Here is a 16,528-nt window from a genome sequence, read left to right as displayed (position 1 = left end):
CTTAGACGGGGACCTTGGGCGTGATCGACACGAGCCCGTTGCGCGTGAGTTCGAAGCTCTGCTTGAACTCGCCGCGCTTGAGGTTGCTGGTCACGCTGCTGACGTAGTACAGCCCGTCGTAGGCAATGCCCACGCCACGCACGCCGACCAACCCGCGCGCCTTGAGCGGCCGGCCGTAGCGCAGCACGTCCAGCGTGCCGCTGCCGCTCACCGCGTCCTGCGACTTGGCCGCTTCCGCGAGGCCGGCCGAGATCGCCCGCATCGGGCTCATCTTGGCCGTGTCCTTCATGAACTTGATGTTGGACAGCGGCGTGGGCAGCGCGCCCAGCGGCGGCTGCAGCGGGTTCAGGTTGGGGATCGGAATCGGGATCGGAACGCGCGTGAGCTGGTTCTGGATGAACACGACGGGCAGCACGCCCTTCTCGGGATCGAAGGTGAAGCTGAGCGACTCGACGTTGGTCAGCGCGTCCATGTCCACGTTCAGCGCCGGCTGCGGCACGCCGATCTTCAGTTCGGGCCCGAAGTAGGCGATGTTGGTGCCCGGCGTCGGCCCCGGCTCGACGTAGAACACATAACCCACCTGGCGCGCCAGCTCCTGGATGTAGGCCAGGTCGGTGCCCTGCTGCGCCGGGATCTTGTCGATCGGGATCTGCACATCGGGGAAGAGCACCGGGATGATCATGGGGATGAGGCCGAAGGGCGCGTACTTGGCGCACAGCAGCGCCACGCGCCCCTCCACCGGCACGGCTGGGAAGGGCAGGCCGCTCCAGTCCTGCTTGTCCATGGCCTTGGTCACGTCCTCGCCGGTCACGACCAGGCTGCCCGGTTGACCCTGGCTGCCGGGCTGAACCTGCACGTTGGTCATCACGCCGTCGAACAGCGGCTGCGGCTGGCCGTTGAGCGTCATCACCAGCAGCACGCGCAGCGCCGGCGTGAAGGGCGTCGAGTTGACGCCGGCCAACAGGAAGATGGTGTTGAGTTCCGAGCGCGCGGTGATCGAGAACTTGAGCTGGAAGCCGCTCGCGCTGCCGGTGGCGGTGCGCACCTCGACGCTCTCGAGTGCGTCCGTCACCACCCGCGGCACCGGGATCGGCACGATGGGGCCGATCATCAGGCTGAGCTGGATGCCCTTAGCGAACATCACCGGCTCCAGGTGCGGGCACGCCCTCTGGCAGCGTGATGGCCAGTTGGCGGCCGACTTCGGCCACCAGCGCCTCGGGCAGCATCGCGCCGTTGGCGTCGGCCAGGCGCCAGTTCTGCTCGGCTGCGCCCAGGTGCTGCGCGGAGAGGTTGTCGAGCCGGTCGCCGGCCACGACGGTGGCGGTAGCCATCCGCGCGAAGTTCTCCGGCGGCGGCAGGAAGCGCCGCGTGACGAACACCACCTGCCGGCCGTCCGGCAAGGTGGCCTGCGCGGTCGGCAGGCCGTGGTAGCGGCTGTCCGGGGCGAAGGCCGGCTGCGCCAGGCCGTTGGCCTGCATGAAGGCCTGGATCGGATCGACCATCACGAAATCCCCCCGATGCCGAGCGTGGAGAAGCTGACGGGCTGCACCTTGGCGGCCAGCCTCTCCTTGCCCTGCAGATAGGTCATGAACAAGGCTCCGCCCTTGGACGAAAAGCCCAGGTCGTCCACCGACAGCACGCGCAGGCTGAACGAGACCTTGGCGCGGATCGGGTTCAGCGCCGGGTCGAAGGCCTCCTCGGTGATCGAGAAGTCGGCCAGCTTCACCGGGACGATGCGGCTCTTGCCCCAGACGAAAAGAAGCAGCGGCGCCAGCATGGGCGCGATCTCCAAGGTGCCCGAGCTGGCCTGGCTGTCCACCCGCTGCAACTGCGCCGAGCTGGGATGCGACAGCGACTCCAGCACCGCCAGTTGCGGCGCAATGCCATGCGCGGTGGCGCTCGCGTTCTGCTCGGGAAACTCGAGCTGGTCAGTGGCGTCGATGTCGGCCTCGAAGCTGATGGTCTCCACGGCAGGGCCCTTGAAGCGCGTGGGCTCGGTGCGGTCGGTGCCTTCGCCGCCGACCGACTGGGCCTGCAGCTTGCGCGTCAGCGAGTCGGCGTTGTATTGCAGCGAGATCACGCGCTGCACCTGGGCCGATTCCGGGTCGACCAGCACCAGGCCGCCCTTGATGAGCTTGGGGGAGTTGGGCGTCGTGCTCATGGGGCGGGCTTCTCGGGGGGTGGCGCGAAGCTCGACTTCGCGTGGAAGGTCGGGTCGTTCTCGGGCCGCGTGAAGTGGTCGTGCAACGACGCGTCCAGGCTGGCGTGGTGCAGGTAGGCGACCACGCGCTTGGCGGTGACCCGCAGCTTGGTGTTGCCGGCCGCGTCGTGCTGGCGGTCCTCTTTCCACTCGTACTTGTCCGGGTTGTTGAGCGTGGCGCGGGCCTTCGCGGCCAACTGGTCGAGGGTCAGCAGGACCCGCGTCGTGAAGTTGAAGCTCTGCGTGCCGCCGTCGGGCATGCTGCCTTTGACCTCGTATTTGCGGTGGGGCACGCCCTTGATTTCGACGGCGGTCGAGGTGAGCTCGCCGGGAACGAAGCCTTGCGGCACGCCGCGCTGCGAGGCCATGAATTCGCTCGCATTGGCCGGCTCGAAGCCTTCCTCCGTGAAGTCGTGGCGGTACACGCGCTGGCCCTGCTGCTCGAAGGTGGTGTTGGCCCTGGCCACGGCCTCGGGCCGCGGGTCGTCCTTCACCAGCCGGTCGGCCAGCGACTGGCGCTGCGCATCGGACAGGTGGGGATACAGGGCCAGCAGCTTCGGCTTGAGCTCGTCGGCGCCGAACTTCGCCTCGCCGGGATGCTGGAACAGCGGCCCCGAGAAGCCTTCGAAGTGCAGCCCCCTGGCTGTGGCGGCGAGGCGTTCCGCCTCGTGCTGCTTCTGCGCGCCCGCGATGTCGGCCTTGCGCTTGGCCAGGGCCAGGGCCCGGGCCTTCTGGGCCGCCGCCAGCTCTTTGCCCTTGAGCTTCTTGTCGACGGCGGGCGGCTCGGGAAACTGGGCGTCCAGCTTCTTCTTGAAGGCGGCATCGCCGCGCGCGAACTCGGCGGCGGCCTGGTCGCCGAGCTGCGGATCGGTGCCGTAGGTCTGCTCGTGCGTGGGCGCGATCACCGTGCCGTGGCCGCCGAAGGCCTCGTCCAGCAGGTCCAGCATCTCGCCGTTGCGCCCGAGGTCGCAGCCCTTGATGCGCACCACGGTGTACTGGTCGACCTGGGGCGGGCCGACCTGCGCCAGCGCGGAGCTGCCGTTCGTGGGGTGCAGGGCCGCGCGCAGTTCGGTGGCGTTCAGCTTGCTGTCCGGGTCGCGGGGCTTGAGGCCGAACATCAGCGTGCCGTCCTCGTTGGCGTGCGAGACGATGTACAGGTTGCCGATGGGCGCGCTGATCTTGTCGGCGACATGGCGCAGCACGTCGGCCAGGTTGCGCTTGCCTGTCACGATGATCGCCTTCGGCCGGTGCGCCCGGAAGAAGCCCTCGGCGCCGCGATAGAAGGTGTCGCGCGTGTCGACGCCCATGATGAACACGTAGTCCTGGCGCGGCGGGCCGGGGGCCTTCGGCGGCTCGAAGGCCGCCGCCGCCGGCGCCTTCACCTCCGGCTCGTCGGCCTTGGCCTTGCGCAGGCTGCGCTCGCCGGCCAGCGCCGACTTGCGCCCGCCGACGAACTTCTGGTCGAAGAAGTCGCGCAGCGTGTCCTCTTCGTCGCCGTGGAAGTCGCTGTCGAGTTCGTTCGGGTTGATGGCCGCGAAGATCGCGGTGAGGTCGGCCGGCGGCGCGTCCAGCAGCAGCGCCAGGATGCCGCGCTCGTCGTCGTTGCCGGTGTAGCCGGACTGCATCTCCTGGATGAGCAGGATCTTCTGCTGCGCGCTGAGCTGCGTGAAGGGCGCCTGCTTGTTCTTCCACAGCCGCACGATGCGGCGGGCCTTGTCGTCGCTGTCGTTGTTGTCCTCGATCTTGCCCGGCCCGTGGGTCGCGAGGTAGGTCTCCAGCGTCTTCACGGGGAAGTCGTCGGTCTCGAAATCGTCGAGATCCTTCGCGCTGAGGAGCTCGCGCTGCATGAGTCCGTTGCCGCCGCCCTGCTGCACCACGTGGGCCAGCTCGTGCGCCAGCAGGTGGCGGCCGGACAGCGTGGCCGGCTCGTACTGGCCGCGATTGAACACCAGGTCCTCGCCCACGGTGTAGGCGCGCGCCCCCACGGATTGCGCCGAGGCGGCGGCTTGCGCGTCGGCGTGGATGCGCACGCTGCCGAAGTCGTGGCCGAAGCGCGACTCCATGAATTGCCGCGTCGCCGGCTCCAGCGGCGCGCCGCCTTCGGCCAGGGTGGATTGCACCGCGGCGGTCGCGGCCGGGCCGCTCTCGCGCGCGCCGGGCGCCTGCGCGGGTTGCTGCGCTTCGCGCGCGACGTCGATCTGCGGGCCCAGCGGGTTGGGTTTGCCCGGGTTGAAGTGCTGGTAGAGCCGCACCAGGTCGAGGTTCAGCGTGAAGCGCACGTCCTGCCTGCCCGCCTGCAGGTCGGGCATGGCGGGGGTCTGCGCCATCACGCTGCCGCCGGGCTCGATCAGCGGGTAGGGCGAGATGCCGTTCCTGAAGCCACCTGACAGGTTGATGCCGTCGCTGAAGAGGCCCAGCTGGACCTGCATCGCCGACAAGGAAGGCAGCGCCGAACCCTTGGTATCGATCCGGCCGCTGCTGTCGAACTTGAGGCTGGAGAGATGCGTGTTCAGCACGCCGTCGTTGAAGGCCTCCAGCAGCGAGGTGGCGTCCAGGCCGAAGTCGAATTCGAAGCGCGTCTGCGCGCTGTCCAGGATGCGGTAGGTGAAGGTCTTGACCGGGAACTGCGGCACGAGGCCGGGCAGCATCGCGAGGTTGAAGTCGTCGAAGTCGCGGCGCATGGCCGGGTTCACCATCGCCATGCTCCAGAGGAAGGCGTAGTTGGCGCCCAGGAACACCGGCACGCCCACGCTCAGTTCCGCCGGCTGGCGCATGAAGTCGGCCGCCAGCTTCTCGGTGAAGACGCCGAAGGCCGGGTTGTTCTCGCCCAGGTTGGCGGCCACCACGCCCAGGCCTTCGCCGGCCGGGTCCGGCGCTTCCTTCTTGCGCTCCTCGTCCTCGCGCTGCACCGTCGGCGCGCGCAGCGGCGTCAGCGCGGGCTGGGTGCCGCCCTGCATCACGCGGTCGGCGGCCTGGTCGGCTTCCTGCTCGTGGCGGTCGCCCGGTGCGCCGATGGACAGCTTGGGTTGCAGCCAGGCAGAGGCCGGCGCGGTCGTCGACGCGACAGGTGCGGGACCGCGGGGGGCGCGTGATCGGCTCATGGGCAGGCCCTGCTCAGCACGTCGATCATCCAGTTGGCCACGGCGATGTCAGTGCGGCGCGAGTTGATCTCGTCGGCCACCCAGTCGCCGGCCTCGTTGAAAGCGGTGCGAAAGGCCCGCGTGCCGCGGCCGTGCCGCTGCTGCAGTTCGCGCGTGTGGACCGAGTGGATCTGCTCGTGCGCCAGCGTCAGCCGCTCTTCCAGCGGACCGCAGGGCCCGGCCACCGGCGCCACCCGCACCGTCCCGCTCGAGTCCGTCGTGCCCGCCGTCACGAGGGTGCTCCCAGCGGCGGCAGCACGGGCCTCGATGCAGGCCTCCACCTGCGCTCCAGTGGTGTTGGCCGGGTCAGCGCCGCAGGCGGTGTATTCGCCGACGAAGAAGTTGGCGTCTGCGATCTCGGACTGCAGCCGCGGGATGCAACTGCAGAAGGCGGTGGTGATGTCCAGCAGCGCGCGGTCGGGGAAGTCGGCGATGACAAGCGCTGCATCGCCAGGGTTGCCCTCGGCCTGCAGCTCTTCCACCACGAAGGTCACGGTGACGGCGCCGAGCCGGCCGTCTTGCGCCACGCCGTGCGAGGCCTGCCAGCGGGCCACGCCGAGCGCGAGGTCACGGTCCGACACGGCCGGGAAGCGCGACACGCCGATCACGTCGCGGATCACCGCCAGCGAGTACGGATCGCCGAACTGGCGCTGGTTGAAGCGGATCGCGTCCTCGATGTCGCGCTCGCTCATCGGGCGCTCCGTCGGTGCGGCCACCTGGGGCTCGATCGCCAGGTCGCACTGCACCAGCGGCGTTGTGGCCGACTGCTGCACCACGTGGGTCAGCTCGTGCGCCAGCAGTTGCCGGCCGCCGCGGCTGCCGGGCGCGAAGCGGCCCGGCGCGAAGGCGATGTGCTCGCCCACGGTCCAGGCGTTGGCGCCCAGCGCCTGGGCCGAGCGCGCGGCTGCCTCGTCGGCATGGATGCGCACGCGCGAGAAGTCGTGGCCGAAGCGCTGCTCGAAGTCCTGCCGCAGTGGCGCGTCGAGCGCGTGGCCGCTGCTGGCCAGCACCTGGTCCACGCTGTCGGGCGCGGCGCCCGATGGCTGTGCGCTCGCGGCGGGCGCGCTGGCGCGCTGCACGCGGGGTGAACTGGCGAGCTGCGGGCGCGTGACCTGTTCGGCCACGCGGTCGGCTTCCTCCTCCAGGGGATCGTGGGCGGCGCCCACGGCGAGCTTTGTCTGCAGGCCGAGTGCCTTCTTGCGCTCGCACTCGCTGCAATGGCCCCCGAGTCCCGCCGAGCCGCCGCAGGCGCACTTGCGCTGCAGCCAGCGGTGCGCGCCGCCGCCTTGCGTGCGTTCGGCGCCGGATGTGCGTGCGGCGAGGGCGGCGGTCATGGCGCACCTGCCTTGCTGCCAGCCGGGCTCGCGGGGCCGCCCGCGATGCGCATGGCCACGGCGCGGCCCAGGGCCGCGGTGCCGGCGTCGTGAGGCAGCCGGACCTTCCCGGCCTGCAGCGCATGGGCGTTGCCTTGCGTGACCAGCGGGCTGCCGCCGACGGCCAGCAGCGTGCGCAGCTCGGCCTGCAGCGCGTCGGAGACGGCCGCGGCATCGGCGCGCTCCACCCCGCGCAGCACCAGCCGGTCGATATGGAGGACGATGCGTGGCATGGCGTGCTCGCTTATTCCGTCAAGCGTTGCGGGCCCTCAGACCCACCCCCGCGTTTCCGCGTCCGAATAGGGCTTGTCGCGCTTGGCCGCGTCCAGCTGCGCAGCCTGCAGCAGCGTGGCCATGCCGATGGGCGTGCCGGCCTCGGCGGCCAGAAAGGCGGCCGCCAGCGCGATGTTTCGGATGGTGCCGCCGGCCACGTTCAGCCGCGCCAGCTTTGGATAGTCGATGTCTGCATGGAGCGGCGCGCCGGCCGGGAACACCGCGCGCCAGATGCCTTCGCGCTGCGCCTGGTCCGGGAACGGGAAGTGCACGACGAAGCGCAGGCGGCGCTGGAACGCGGCGTCCAGCGCGGCCTTGTGGTTGGTCGTCAGGATCGCCAGGCCGGCGTAGGCCTCCATGCGCTGCAGCAGGTAGCTGACTTCGATGTTGGCGTAGCGGTCGTGGCTGTCCTTGACCTCGCTGCGCTTGCCGAACAGCGCGTCGGCCTCGTCGAACAGCAGGATGGCGCCGGCTTCCTCGGCCGCGTCGAAGACTTTGCGCAGGTTCTTCTCGGTCTCGCCGATGTACTTGCTGACCACGGCCGACAGGTCGATGCGGTAGAGCGCCAGACCGAGCTCCGAGGCGATGACTTCGGCGGCCAGGGTCTTGCCGGTGCCGCTGTCACCCCAGAACAGCGTCGCGATGCCCAGCCCGCGCGCACCCTGGGCGGCGAAGCCCCATTGGTGGTGCACCGTGAGCCGGTGGCGCGCGTGGGCCGCGATTTGGCGCAGCACGGCCTGCTGGGCCTCGGGCAGCACCAGGTCGGACCAGCGCGCGCGCGTGTCGATGCGCTGGGCCAGGCCGGGCATGCCATGGGCCGGGCCGCGGCTGGCCTCGTGCAGCGCAGCGGCGTTGGCGGCTGAGTCGTCGCCGCATGCCTGGGCGGCGATCTGCGCGATGCGGCGCGCGCCCAGGCGGTACTGCGTGGCCAGCGTGTCGACCACCGGCCCCAGCGCCGCGGCCTTGTCGGCCAGCGCGGCCTGCCACAGCTGCAGCCGTTCGGGCGCCTCGGGTCGCGCGATGTTCTGGCGCAGTTGCGGCGTGTCGCCCAGCGCCAATTCGTGGCCGCTGACGAAGACGAGGCCGCTCAGGCGTTCCAGCAGGCGCGCCACGGTTGCTTGCGCCTCGCGCTCCTCGCAATGGATCAACAGCCCGCAGCCCAGCAGCGCAGCCTCGCGCAGCCACAGCGCTGCGAAAGCGGCCTGCTCAACGGCGGCCGTCGGTACGTCGGTCGCACGCAATCGATAAAGGCCGGCGCCCAGCCCGGCCGCGACGGCCGCAGCCACGTCGTGCTGGCCGGGGGCATCGTCACCGTCGAGCACGATGGCGGGCAGGCGACTGGTGGCGCCGCGCAGCCGGGCCAGCAGTTGCGCGACCGCGGCCTGCTGGTCCCGGCCCATGGCGCCGGCCGGCGGCTGCGGCTGCAGCAGCGGCTGCAGGCGGTGGTCCAGCGCGTTCAGCCCGGCGATGAAGTGCAGCACGCGCTCTTCCAGACGCAGCCTGGCGCCGGCGATGCCGGTGCTCTCGTCGACCTCCAGCAGGCGCCAGCGGCGCAGCGGCTCGTTCGGCGCGATGGCGCTCCAGTGTGGCTGCGGCAGTACCGCCAGCGCGAGGCCGAAGCTGGCCCACGGCCGAAGCGGCGGGCCGCCGCCCTGGGCGCACAGAGTGGCGATGCGCGCGTCCATCTCGACGCCGGCCACCAAAAGCAGCAGGTCGCGCTCGAAGGCGCTGAGCGCGAACAGCGCCGCCAGCGTGTCGATGGCGGCCGGTGCCGGCATGGCGGCGCGCAGCGCGGCGGCATCGGTTTCGGCCGCGGCTGCGTCGCGCGCACCGTCGCCCGCACCGTCGCCCAAAAGGGCCGCCAGCCGCGCGAACTCCGCCACCAGCAGGCGCTGGTTGGCGTCGCTCCAGGCGAGCAGGCGGTCGGGCGCGTTCACGTGATCTCCACCGTCCGGTCCAGGAAGCGCGGCAGCTCCGGCGGCTCGAAGTCCATGTCGATGATCGGGCTGTCGATGTCGTCGATGCGCAGGCGCGCCAGATGCACGCCGACCGGCGCGTCGGGGATCACGAAGACCAGCGAATTCGGCGTGGCGCCTGCCGTCTGCGGCAGCACCTCCGCCGCGCCCAGCACCAGCACGGCGCGCTGGCCTTCGTGCAGGTCGGGCGTGAACTGGATCGAGACGCTGGCCGAGCCGTTGCCCGCGCGCGCCACGGTCTGCGGCAGGTTGGTGATGCGCGGCGCCAGCGTCAGCAGCAGCGGGTTGGACTCGTGCAGCCGGTCCTCGCCCTGCGCATCGGGCCGCGTCAGGCGCACGCTCACGCGGTACACGCCGGCCGGTAGCGCGGCCTGCTGGCCGGCCAGCGAGAAGGCGGCCACGGTGGCGGCAGGGCGGTCCGGCGCCGGGGCGAGCACCGGCAGCATCTGCGCGATGTCGAAGCGGTCGTTGCGCAGCCAGGCTTCGCGGTCTTCGCCGTCGAGCAAGCTGCCCTGCAGGGCCACGGTGTCACCGATGGCTGCCACCGGCTGGCGCAGCGGCGGCACGGCGCGCACCAGCACTGGCACGCTGGGCCGCAGGCTGGGCTGCACGGCGATGCCGGTCTCGCGGCCCGTGTCTTCGTCGATGCGGCCGCGCGTGAGCACCGGCAGCGGCGCGCGGGCCGGGCGCCGGGCCTCGATCAGCACCACCGAGGCGCTGTAGGCCATGCTGGGGCGCAAGTGGCTTTGCGTGGCGGTCCAGAGCTTGGACATCTCCTCGTTGTTCAGGTGCTGCGGCGTGACCTTGATCAGCTCCACCTGCTCGGCCAGGCCCGATTCGGACAGCGCGCGCAGTGCCGGCGGCAAGGTGGCGCCGGTGGCGGGCGAGGGGTTGAGCGCCGTGCGGATGGCCTCGCGCGTGAGCACCGGCATCTCGTGCAGCAACTGCATGGCGTAGCCCAGCAGGATTTCGGCATGCAGGTCCCCGGCGCTGTAGGCCGACAGCAGGTAGTGCAGGTCGAGCGCCAGCGGCGGGTTCGTGAGCCGCGCGCGGCCGGCACCGTCGCGCGAGGGCAGGGCCTCGTTGCGCCAGCCGGCGTTGGGCGTCACACCGTAGAGGAACAGGTTGAGCTGCGAGGCCTCGGTGCCGCCGGTGGGCACCACACGGTCGGGCGCCAGCAGGCTGACCGTCACGCTGGAGCCCAGCACGCCGCTGACGTTGCCGTTGACCAGCCCGTCGTTGAGCAGGTCGCGCAGCACGGCGCTGACGCCGGCGATGGCCAGGGCCGTGCTCATGTCTTGCTCCGCGCGGCGAGGTAGGCGTCCAGCGACACGGGTTGCGTGCGCTCGCGCGGGCGGGCCTTGGGGCGGGGCGCTTCGTGCAAGGCCGTCACGTCGATGCGGCCGATGTGGATGTGGACCTCGGTCTCCTGGCTGGCAGCAGCCTGCGGCGCCGGCCGGAGGGCGAACGCCGCCGGGCCCCGCACCGTCTGGGCCAGGGGCGCGACGTGGCCTGCGGTGCTGGGCTGCGACGGCAGCAGCGGCGCGGGTTCCTCGCGGCGGGGCGGGGGCTTTGACTGCGGCCGGGCGGGTGTGTGCAGGGACGCCATGGCGGGCATGGCGGTGGCCGGAACAGCGGCCGTGCCGGGTGTGCCGGGTGCGCCGGGTGGCTGGGCGGGCGTCGTCGTGGCCACCGGCGTGCGCGTCGCCGCAGCCTCGGCCTCCACCGGCTGCGCGCGCCCGGACTGAGCGGCGACGGCGGGCGATTGCACAAGTGGTGGCACGGCTTGCTCTTGCGCGGCCGTGACGAGCGAAGCTGGCTCGGGCGGCCGGGGCCGCGCGGGCGCGTGGGTCTCGGGCACAGCCGCTTCCATCAGCGGCGGCGCCGTGTCGTCCTGCGGCCGGTCGAGGCCATCCGCGCCGAAGGGCAAGCGCACATCCGAGCGCACTGTCCAAGCGTTGCCGGTGGCGCGCTGGGCCAGGCGATGCAGCAGGCCCGTCATGCCGCCCCCACCATGGCCAGGTAGCTGGCCCGCCGCGCCGGCGTCAGCGCCAGGATCTGCGCCTCGCTCCAGCCGTAGGCGCTGGCCAGCTGGTGCACCTCGCGCAGCAGCACCAGCGCGCGTGCCTCGATCTCTTCCCACAGCAGCTGGCCGGCGTCCAACTGCACCAGGTCCGCATGGCCGCAGGCCACGCACTGCAGGGCCAGCGCCAAGTCGGCCTGCGGGTCCAGCGCGTCCAGCCCTTCTTCGACGGCCCGCAGCGCCGCCTCATCCAGCCGCGCGGCATCGCCGGTCAGGGTGCAGCGTACGAGTAGCTGGCGCGCAGCGCGTTCGGCGTCCGCGTCGGCCGCCACGGCCGCCAAGTCGCGCAGGCTGGGCGCGCGCACGCGCAGGCCGGCGACCTCGGCCTCGCGCGGGGTCGGGTCGTCGGCATGGGCAGGGGCGAGCAAGTCCCGCGCGTCCAGCGCGAAGGCCAGGCGCTGGCCGCATCGCGGGCAGTCGGCATGGCCGTCGATGCGCGGGCCGAAGCAGGCCGCGCGCAGTTGCAGCAGGCTGGCGTTGACCGCACCCAGCGGCAGGTCGGCGATGGCCTCGGCCGGCCAGTCGGGGCGGGCCGCGGCGGCCAGCAGCGCGCTGCGGTCGAGCGCGTGGCGGCTGGCGCCACGCTCCCACAGCGACAGCAGTTCAGAGCCGGCCAGCGCACGCATCGCCACCCTCCGCACGGGGTCGTTCAGGCGGGTTCGTTGAAGGTGGGCTCGGCCGGTTCGACCACGTCGTAGTCGCGCTCCCAGCCCTCGTTCTCGAGCTTCAGGGTCTGGATCGCGACCGCGTTGGCGTTGGCGTCCAGGTCCGGCAGCGCCTGGTACTCCGACACCCAGCAGCGGAACACCTTGTAGGCGATGGCGAGCTGGCCGGCCTCGTTGTAGACCTCGATGATCAGGTCCTTGCGAAAGTTCGCCAGCGACACTTCGGCGCCCAGCCCGGAGCCGAAGTTCCAGACCTTGTTGGCCCAGCGCTCGAACTCGACGTCGTGCGTGACGCCGCGCTCCAGCGTGATGGCCTCGAACTTGGTGCGGCCCGGGGACTTGCGCGTGGAAGACGGATCGCCCCCCTCGCGGTGCTCCACCGGTTCGGTGCTGCGCTTGAGCGCGCCGACCTTGGAGATGCCGGCCACGTAGCGGCCGTCCCACTTGACGCGGAATTTGAAGTTCTTGTAGGGGTCGAAGCGGGTGGCGTTGACGCTGAACTGTGCCATGTCGTTCTTCCTCGATCAGGTTGGGATCTGGCCGGCCATCTGCTGGATCTTGATGACCACGAACTCGGCCGGTTTCAGCGGCGCAAAGCCGACGACCACGTTCAGCACGCCCAGGTTGATGTCGGCCTGCGTGGTGGTCTGGCTGTCGCACTTGACGAAGTAGGCGTCGCGCGCCGAGGCGCCCTGGAACGCACCCTGGCGGAACAGCCCCTGCATGAAGGCGCCGAGGTTCAGGCGCACCTGCGCCCACAGCGGCTCGTCGTTGGGCTCGAACACCACCCATTGCGTGCCGCGGTACAGGCTTTCTTCGAGGAACAGCGCGAGTCGGCGCACCGGCACGTACTTGTATTCGTCGGCGCTGGCGTCGGCGCCGCGCAGGGTGCGCGCGCCCCAGACCACGCGGCCGTTCACACCCATCGAGCGCAAGCAGTTGATGCCCAGCGGATTGAGTTGGCCGTTCTGCAGGTCGTTCAGATTGATCTGCAGGTCCTGCACGCCGTTGAGCGCCGCGTCGAGCCCGGCCGGCGCCTTCCAGACGCCGCGCGCCACGTCGGTACGCGCCATGATGCCGGCCACCGCGCCACCGGGCATGAAGGTGTCGACACGGCTGTCGCGCAGCGGGTCGACCATGCGCAGGCACGGGAAGTACAGCGCGGCGTTGCGCGCACCGGGGCCGCTGAGGTTGAGCCCGGTGCGGCCGGTCTGCGCATTGGTGACGGCACTGGCCGCCGGCACGGCCCAGCCGGGATCGGGGTCGACGACCAGCATGGCGCGGCGCTCCACGCACAGCGCCAGCGCGGCCTGCCAGACGTTGGCCGGCACCGGGGTGTAGGTGGACGGCAGGGTGGTGGTGTTGCGCGCCAGCGGCGGGATCACAAGCAGGTTGAACAGGTCGGCATGGGCCAGTGCATGGATGCCGGTGCGGCCGGCGGCATTGCCCAGCAGGTCCTCGGCGCGCAGCGGGGGGCCGTCGTTGCCGCCGGCGGCGTCGATCCATGTGATGGTGGTGGCGGTGACGGTGGAGGCGGGCCGCGCCGCCGGCACCGCGCCCAGCGCCCGAACCAGCGTGGATTCACGCTCCAGCACCAGCGGCAGGTAGCGCGGGTCGCCGGCGGTGGTGGACACCGCACCAATGGTCTCGAACACAAAATCGTCGCGGCCCGGCCGCACGCGGTAGCGCAGGCGCAGGTTGAAGCGCGTGGTGTCGGCGGCCGGCAGGCCGCTGTCGGTGCCATGGTCCACTGCGGCCGACAGCCGGCCGCCCCAGGCGCCCAGGCTGGCCGCCGTCAGCACGAGATTGTCGCCGCCAGCCGGCAGCGTGAGCGTGGCGGCCGAGGCCGCAGCCGGCGCGTCGGCCGCATCCGGATCGGCGGCGGTGCCGACCAGCCGCACGACCAGCGCCAGCGCGCCGCCGTTCAGGTAGAAGTCGCGCACCGCATAGGACATGGGGCAGTCCACGGCCAGGCCACCGAACCTGCGCTCGTAGTCTGCGAAGCTGGTCAGCATCAACGGGTCGTTGATAGCACCGGAGGCGGCCCGGCCGACGAAGGCCGTGATCGAGGTGGCCACACCGGTCAGGGTGCGCACGCCACTGGGCACTTCTTCCACGTAGACGCCTGGGTAACTCAGGGCACTGGGCATACATTCCCCTCCATCAATTGATGATCAAGAGCCTGGCGGCTCCGCCTGCGATCCCTCGTGGCCTGCGGACTTGGCGGCGCGGTACACCGTCTGGCCGTCCGGACCGAATGCGCACTCCATCTCGCCACTGGCCACCAGCGCGGCCAGCGCCGCACTGACAACGTCTGGCGAACTCCTCGCCGTCGGCGGCTGCAGCCACCAGGCGGCGATGCCCGCGAGGGTGTCGCAGGCCTGCGGATTCGCACGCACGTAGCGGCCCAGGGCCGCAACCACTTCCGTCACCGCAATCGTCGCGCCGGGCATTCAAGTCCACCCCACGAAGTCACGAACGCATCAGCTTGCAGCAAGCGTGCCATCCATTTTTCAATGGCAAGTGCTTGATTCGATTGGGTTTTTTGACAGATGCTTGGGAGTGTTGTGCGGTCGGATACACAGCCCCTCCATTGCAATCCGCAGACGCTGCGTTGGCGGTTTCCGGGAGAGCCGCTGTTGCGAATGCGGTGCGTGTCGTGGCGGACACGGGTGTGTTTGCGTCGACATGGGGCCGCGCGAGCGGCGCAAGAATCTCATCCACCAACAGTGGAGAAGTGCGGGGGCGGGACGGAGAAAGGGAGGAGGTGGCGCTAAACGCTGCCGAGCGCGCGTGCCTTGACGCCGTATTTCTTGACAAGTCGGCTCAGCGAGGCCCGTTCGATGCCGGTCAACCGTGCGGCCTCGCTGATGTTGCCAGCCGTCCGCGACAACCAGTCCTCGATGAAGCGGCGCTCGGCTTGGTCGGCGGCTGCGCGCTTGGCCGCGCGCAGCGAATGCGGAGGCGTGGCGGCTGGCACAGCGGGGACGCCAACCTGGGCCAGCTCGGGCGCGCATCGGCGCAGATCGTCGACCCCGACCTCGGATCCCTGGCACACCACGTGGGCCTTGAGCAGCACGTGCTCCAGCTGGCGCACGTTGCCAGGCCAGTCGTAGGCACGAAGCAGCGCCAGGCCGGGCTCGCCGATGCGGCGCACCAAGCCGTCGGTCTGTCGCGCCGCCTTGGCCAGCAGGTGCGGCACCAGCAGGGTCAGGTCGTCGAGACGCTCGCGAAGCGGCGGCAGGCTGACGCGAAAGGCGTCCAGCCGGTACAGCAGGTCGTCACGGAACGTGCGCGCCGCCGCCTTCTCGTGCAGGTCAACGTTGGAGGCCGCGACGATGCGTACGTCCGCATGATGCAACTGGTTGCCTCCCAGCGCCCGGTAGCTGGAGTCCTGCAGAAAGCGCAGCAGCACGCCTTGGCCACGCGGCGACAGCGCTTCCACTTCATCCAGGAACAGCGTCCCGCCCTCGGCCAGGCGCACCAGGCCCTGGCGCGCCTGGCTGGCGTCGGTGAAAGCGCCGCGGGTGTGGCCGAACAACTCGCTCTCGACCAGTGTGTCGGGCAGCGTCGCGCAGTTGACCGGGATGAAGGGGCAGTGCCGGCGCTGGCTCTGGTAGTGCACCGCGCGCGCGACCAACTCCTTGCCGGTGCCGGTTTCGCCGGCGATCAGCAGCGGCGCGGACCACGCGGCGTAGAGCTTCACCAGCTCCATCGCTTCGCGAAAGGGCGGGCTGCGGCCGACAAGATTCTGCGCCAGCGCCGTGCAGGCGTGGCCGTCACCATCGGCCTCTGGACAGCCTGCGGTCTGCGTGCATGAAGAGCTGTTTGTGCGCATTCTTCGTCCGTCCTCAACCCGCCGATGTGGGCAATCCCCGGATTCACTCGCTCTTACTGCCTGGCGAAACGCTTCGCGGACCACGTCGCGCCTGCGTTACGTTCGCGTCGTCACAGAAGAGAGCGGTCGACTTCCATCGCATGACTTTGGAGAACACACGCCCTTGTTTTTTACAATGGCAATGCCCACGTCGCGCGAGATCCAGCTCCCGCGCGGCGACCCATCTCCCCGAGTTATTTAGTCCAGCCGACCCAGCCGTGAACACGCCAAACGCCCGGTAACCGAATACCGCGGCGTGGATCACCCCGGCGCTGGCTGGCAACGCGCAGCAACGTGTTCGCTCCGATCGAAATGCAGCGCCGCTTCGGTGGACCAGAGAGTGCGCCGCATTGCGGCTCGAGACCTACCGACACGACTCGCCGCGAAACCAACGAAGCGCGCCCATCATCCGTCCACAGGGCAGAACGCGCATCTGCCAAACGAACTAGTGACGTGAGTCAGAAGTTTGACGTCTCCCGCCGAACCCGGCGCGTTTCAAAACCAGAGGTGGAGCGAGAGCCGCCGCTTTGCGGAGCCCCTCGCTGTGCGGATCGCGGCCTCGGTCTGCGCCTGTGACTGTGAACTGGCGCGAGCGTTGGGTGCCGGGCAGGGCATCTTGGCGTACGGTACCCGGCCAGAGTTCGTGCGATGTGGCATGTTTGACGCGTGACGATCATCCCGCTGAGCCTGGATCATCAGCGCCGTCCGCAGCACATGGCTCAGGCGCTTGTTCTCCACGACCGGCCCCATATCGACTTGCGGCTGCCGGTCGTGGCGCTCTTACGCCAGGGTCTGAGGATGACCCCCGTGGCATTCACAAAGCTTCTCTGCCGCAAGCGTCGGGCCGAAGTCTCGCAGCGTTCGCAGATCATCGAGATCGCACGCGCGGCAATGCCTGGCGCCAGCTGATTGTTGCTGGCACGCCCGCGCTTGCGTGAGAA

15 protein-coding genes are annotated in these 16,528 nt (G+C 70.5%); 1 reads left to right on the top strand and 14 read right to left on the bottom strand.

The window, feature by feature from the left end; all coding sequences use genetic code 11:
* Position 1: 1 nt before the first annotated feature.
* The 14 genes from BLS74_RS05650 to BLS74_RS05585 form a co-directional block, all read right to left on the bottom strand.
* On the bottom strand, positions 2 to 1,141 hold the full coding sequence (locus tag BLS74_RS05650; protein WP_093103617.1) for a hypothetical protein: 1,140 nt from the start codon (positions 1,139 to 1,141) through the stop codon (positions 2 to 4).
* Entirely contained in the window at positions 1,131 to 1,502 is a 372-nt protein-coding gene (locus BLS74_RS05645; protein WP_093103616.1) for a hypothetical protein, read from the bottom strand. Before BLS74_RS05645 ends, BLS74_RS05650 begins: the two co-directional genes overlap by 11 nt.
* The gene (locus BLS74_RS05640) at positions 1,502 to 2,161 is read right to left on the bottom strand and encodes a CIS tube protein (RefSeq protein ID WP_093103614.1); all 660 of its coding nucleotides are present in this window, start codon (positions 2,159 to 2,161) and stop codon (positions 1,502 to 1,504) included. The genes BLS74_RS05645 and BLS74_RS05640 overlap by 1 nt, the downstream gene beginning before the upstream one ends.
* Positions 2,158 to 5,301 carry an eCIS core domain-containing protein gene (locus BLS74_RS34770; RefSeq protein WP_244503769.1) on the bottom strand — a complete coding sequence of 1,048 codons (3,144 nt, stop codon included), beginning with the start codon at positions 5,299 to 5,301 and terminating at the stop codon, positions 2,158 to 2,160. Before BLS74_RS34770 ends, BLS74_RS05640 begins: the two co-directional genes overlap by 4 nt.
* Entirely contained in the window at positions 5,298 to 6,674 is a 1,377-nt protein-coding gene (locus BLS74_RS34765; protein WP_093103613.1) for an eCIS core domain-containing protein, read from the bottom strand. The genes BLS74_RS34770 and BLS74_RS34765 overlap by 4 nt, the downstream gene beginning before the upstream one ends.
* The gene (locus BLS74_RS05625) at positions 6,671 to 6,946 is read right to left on the bottom strand and encodes a hypothetical protein (RefSeq protein ID WP_093103611.1); all 276 of its coding nucleotides are present in this window, start codon (positions 6,944 to 6,946) and stop codon (positions 6,671 to 6,673) included. The genes BLS74_RS34765 and BLS74_RS05625 overlap by 4 nt, the downstream gene beginning before the upstream one ends.
* Before the next feature lie 36 nt (positions 6,947 to 6,982).
* The gene (locus BLS74_RS05620) at positions 6,983 to 8,923 is read right to left on the bottom strand and encodes an ATP-binding protein (RefSeq protein ID WP_093103610.1); all 1,941 of its coding nucleotides are present in this window, start codon (positions 8,921 to 8,923) and stop codon (positions 6,983 to 6,985) included.
* Positions 8,920 to 10,257, bottom strand: a complete 1,338-nt coding sequence (locus BLS74_RS05615; protein ID WP_093103608.1) for a Pvc16 family protein — start codon at positions 10,255 to 10,257, stop codon at positions 8,920 to 8,922. Before BLS74_RS05615 ends, BLS74_RS05620 begins: the two co-directional genes overlap by 4 nt.
* On the bottom strand, positions 10,254 to 10,964 hold the full coding sequence (locus BLS74_RS05610; RefSeq protein ID WP_093103607.1) for a hypothetical protein: 711 nt from the start codon (positions 10,962 to 10,964) through the stop codon (positions 10,254 to 10,256). Before BLS74_RS05610 ends, BLS74_RS05615 begins: the two co-directional genes overlap by 4 nt.
* Positions 10,961 to 11,671: a hypothetical protein gene (locus BLS74_RS05605; protein ID WP_093103605.1), complete on the bottom strand. Its 711-nt coding sequence runs from the start codon at positions 11,669 to 11,671 to the stop codon at positions 10,961 to 10,963. Before BLS74_RS05605 ends, BLS74_RS05610 begins: the two co-directional genes overlap by 4 nt.
* Positions 11,672 to 11,694: 23 nt before the next feature.
* The gene (locus BLS74_RS05600; RefSeq protein WP_093103603.1) at positions 11,695 to 12,219 is read right to left on the bottom strand and encodes a phage tail protein; all 525 of its coding nucleotides are present in this window, start codon (positions 12,217 to 12,219) and stop codon (positions 11,695 to 11,697) included.
* Between the two features lie 15 nt (positions 12,220 to 12,234).
* Positions 12,235 to 13,860, bottom strand: coding sequence for a phage tail sheath family protein (locus BLS74_RS05595; protein ID WP_093103602.1), 1,626 nt, complete (start codon positions 13,858 to 13,860; stop codon positions 12,235 to 12,237).
* Positions 13,861 to 13,884: 24 nt separating this feature from the next.
* The gene (locus tag BLS74_RS05590) at positions 13,885 to 14,142 is read right to left on the bottom strand and encodes a hypothetical protein (protein WP_139191636.1); all 258 of its coding nucleotides are present in this window, start codon (positions 14,140 to 14,142) and stop codon (positions 13,885 to 13,887) included.
* A 341-nt stretch (positions 14,143 to 14,483) separates the two neighbouring features.
* Complete coding sequence (locus tag BLS74_RS05585) at positions 14,484 to 15,548, bottom strand: sigma 54-interacting transcriptional regulator (RefSeq protein ID WP_093103599.1); 1,065 nt, start codon at positions 15,546 to 15,548, stop codon at positions 14,484 to 14,486.
* A 705-nt stretch (positions 15,549 to 16,253) separates the two neighbouring features.
* Between BLS74_RS05585 and BLS74_RS05575 the strand changes: the two genes are divergently transcribed.
* A complete protein-coding gene (locus tag BLS74_RS05575; RefSeq protein WP_093103596.1) occupies positions 16,254 to 16,496 on the top strand; it encodes a hypothetical protein in 243 nt (80 codons plus the stop codon).
* Positions 16,497 to 16,528 lie beyond the last annotated feature (32 nt).

The organism is Variovorax sp. CF079 (assembly GCF_900101545.1).
Lineage (GTDB): Bacteria > Pseudomonadota > Gammaproteobacteria > Burkholderiales > Burkholderiaceae_C > Variovorax.
This window is presented reverse-complemented; position numbering and strand designations above follow the sequence as displayed.

Coding starts and splice junctions, on each gene's coding strand:
- BLS74_RS05600 (WP_093103603.1), bottom strand. CDS start 12,219: ATGGCACAGTTCAGCGTCAACGCCACCCGCTTCGACCCCTACAAGAAC.
- BLS74_RS05625 (WP_093103611.1), bottom strand. CDS start 6,946: ATGCCACGCATCGTCCTCCATATCGACCGGCTGGTGCTGCGCGGGGTG.
- BLS74_RS05595 (WP_093103602.1), bottom strand. CDS start 13,860: ATGCCCAGTGCCCTGAGTTACCCAGGCGTCTACGTGGAAGAAGTGCCC.
- BLS74_RS05645 (WP_093103616.1), bottom strand. CDS start 1,502: ATGGTCGATCCGATCCAGGCCTTCATGCAGGCCAACGGCCTGGCGCAG.
- BLS74_RS05605 (WP_093103605.1), bottom strand. CDS start 11,671: ATGCGTGCGCTGGCCGGCTCTGAACTGCTGTCGCTGTGGGAGCGTGGC.
- BLS74_RS05640 (WP_093103614.1), bottom strand. CDS start 2,161: ATGAGCACGACGCCCAACTCCCCCAAGCTCATCAAGGGCGGCCTGGTG.
- BLS74_RS05650 (WP_093103617.1), bottom strand. CDS start 1,141: ATGTTCGCTAAGGGCATCCAGCTCAGCCTGATGATCGGCCCCATCGTG.
- BLS74_RS05585 (WP_093103599.1), bottom strand. CDS start 15,548: ATGCGCACAAACAGCTCTTCATGCACGCAGACCGCAGGCTGTCCAGAG.
- BLS74_RS34770 (WP_244503769.1), bottom strand. CDS start 5,301: ATGAGCCGATCACGCGCCCCCCGCGGTCCCGCACCTGTCGCGTCGACG.
- BLS74_RS05615 (WP_093103608.1), bottom strand. CDS start 10,257: ATGAGCACGGCCCTGGCCATCGCCGGCGTCAGCGCCGTGCTGCGCGAC.
- BLS74_RS34765 (WP_093103613.1), bottom strand. CDS start 6,674: ATGACCGCCGCCCTCGCCGCACGCACATCCGGCGCCGAACGCACGCAA.
- BLS74_RS05610 (WP_093103607.1), bottom strand. CDS start 10,964: ATGACGGGCCTGCTGCATCGCCTGGCCCAGCGCGCCACCGGCAACGCT.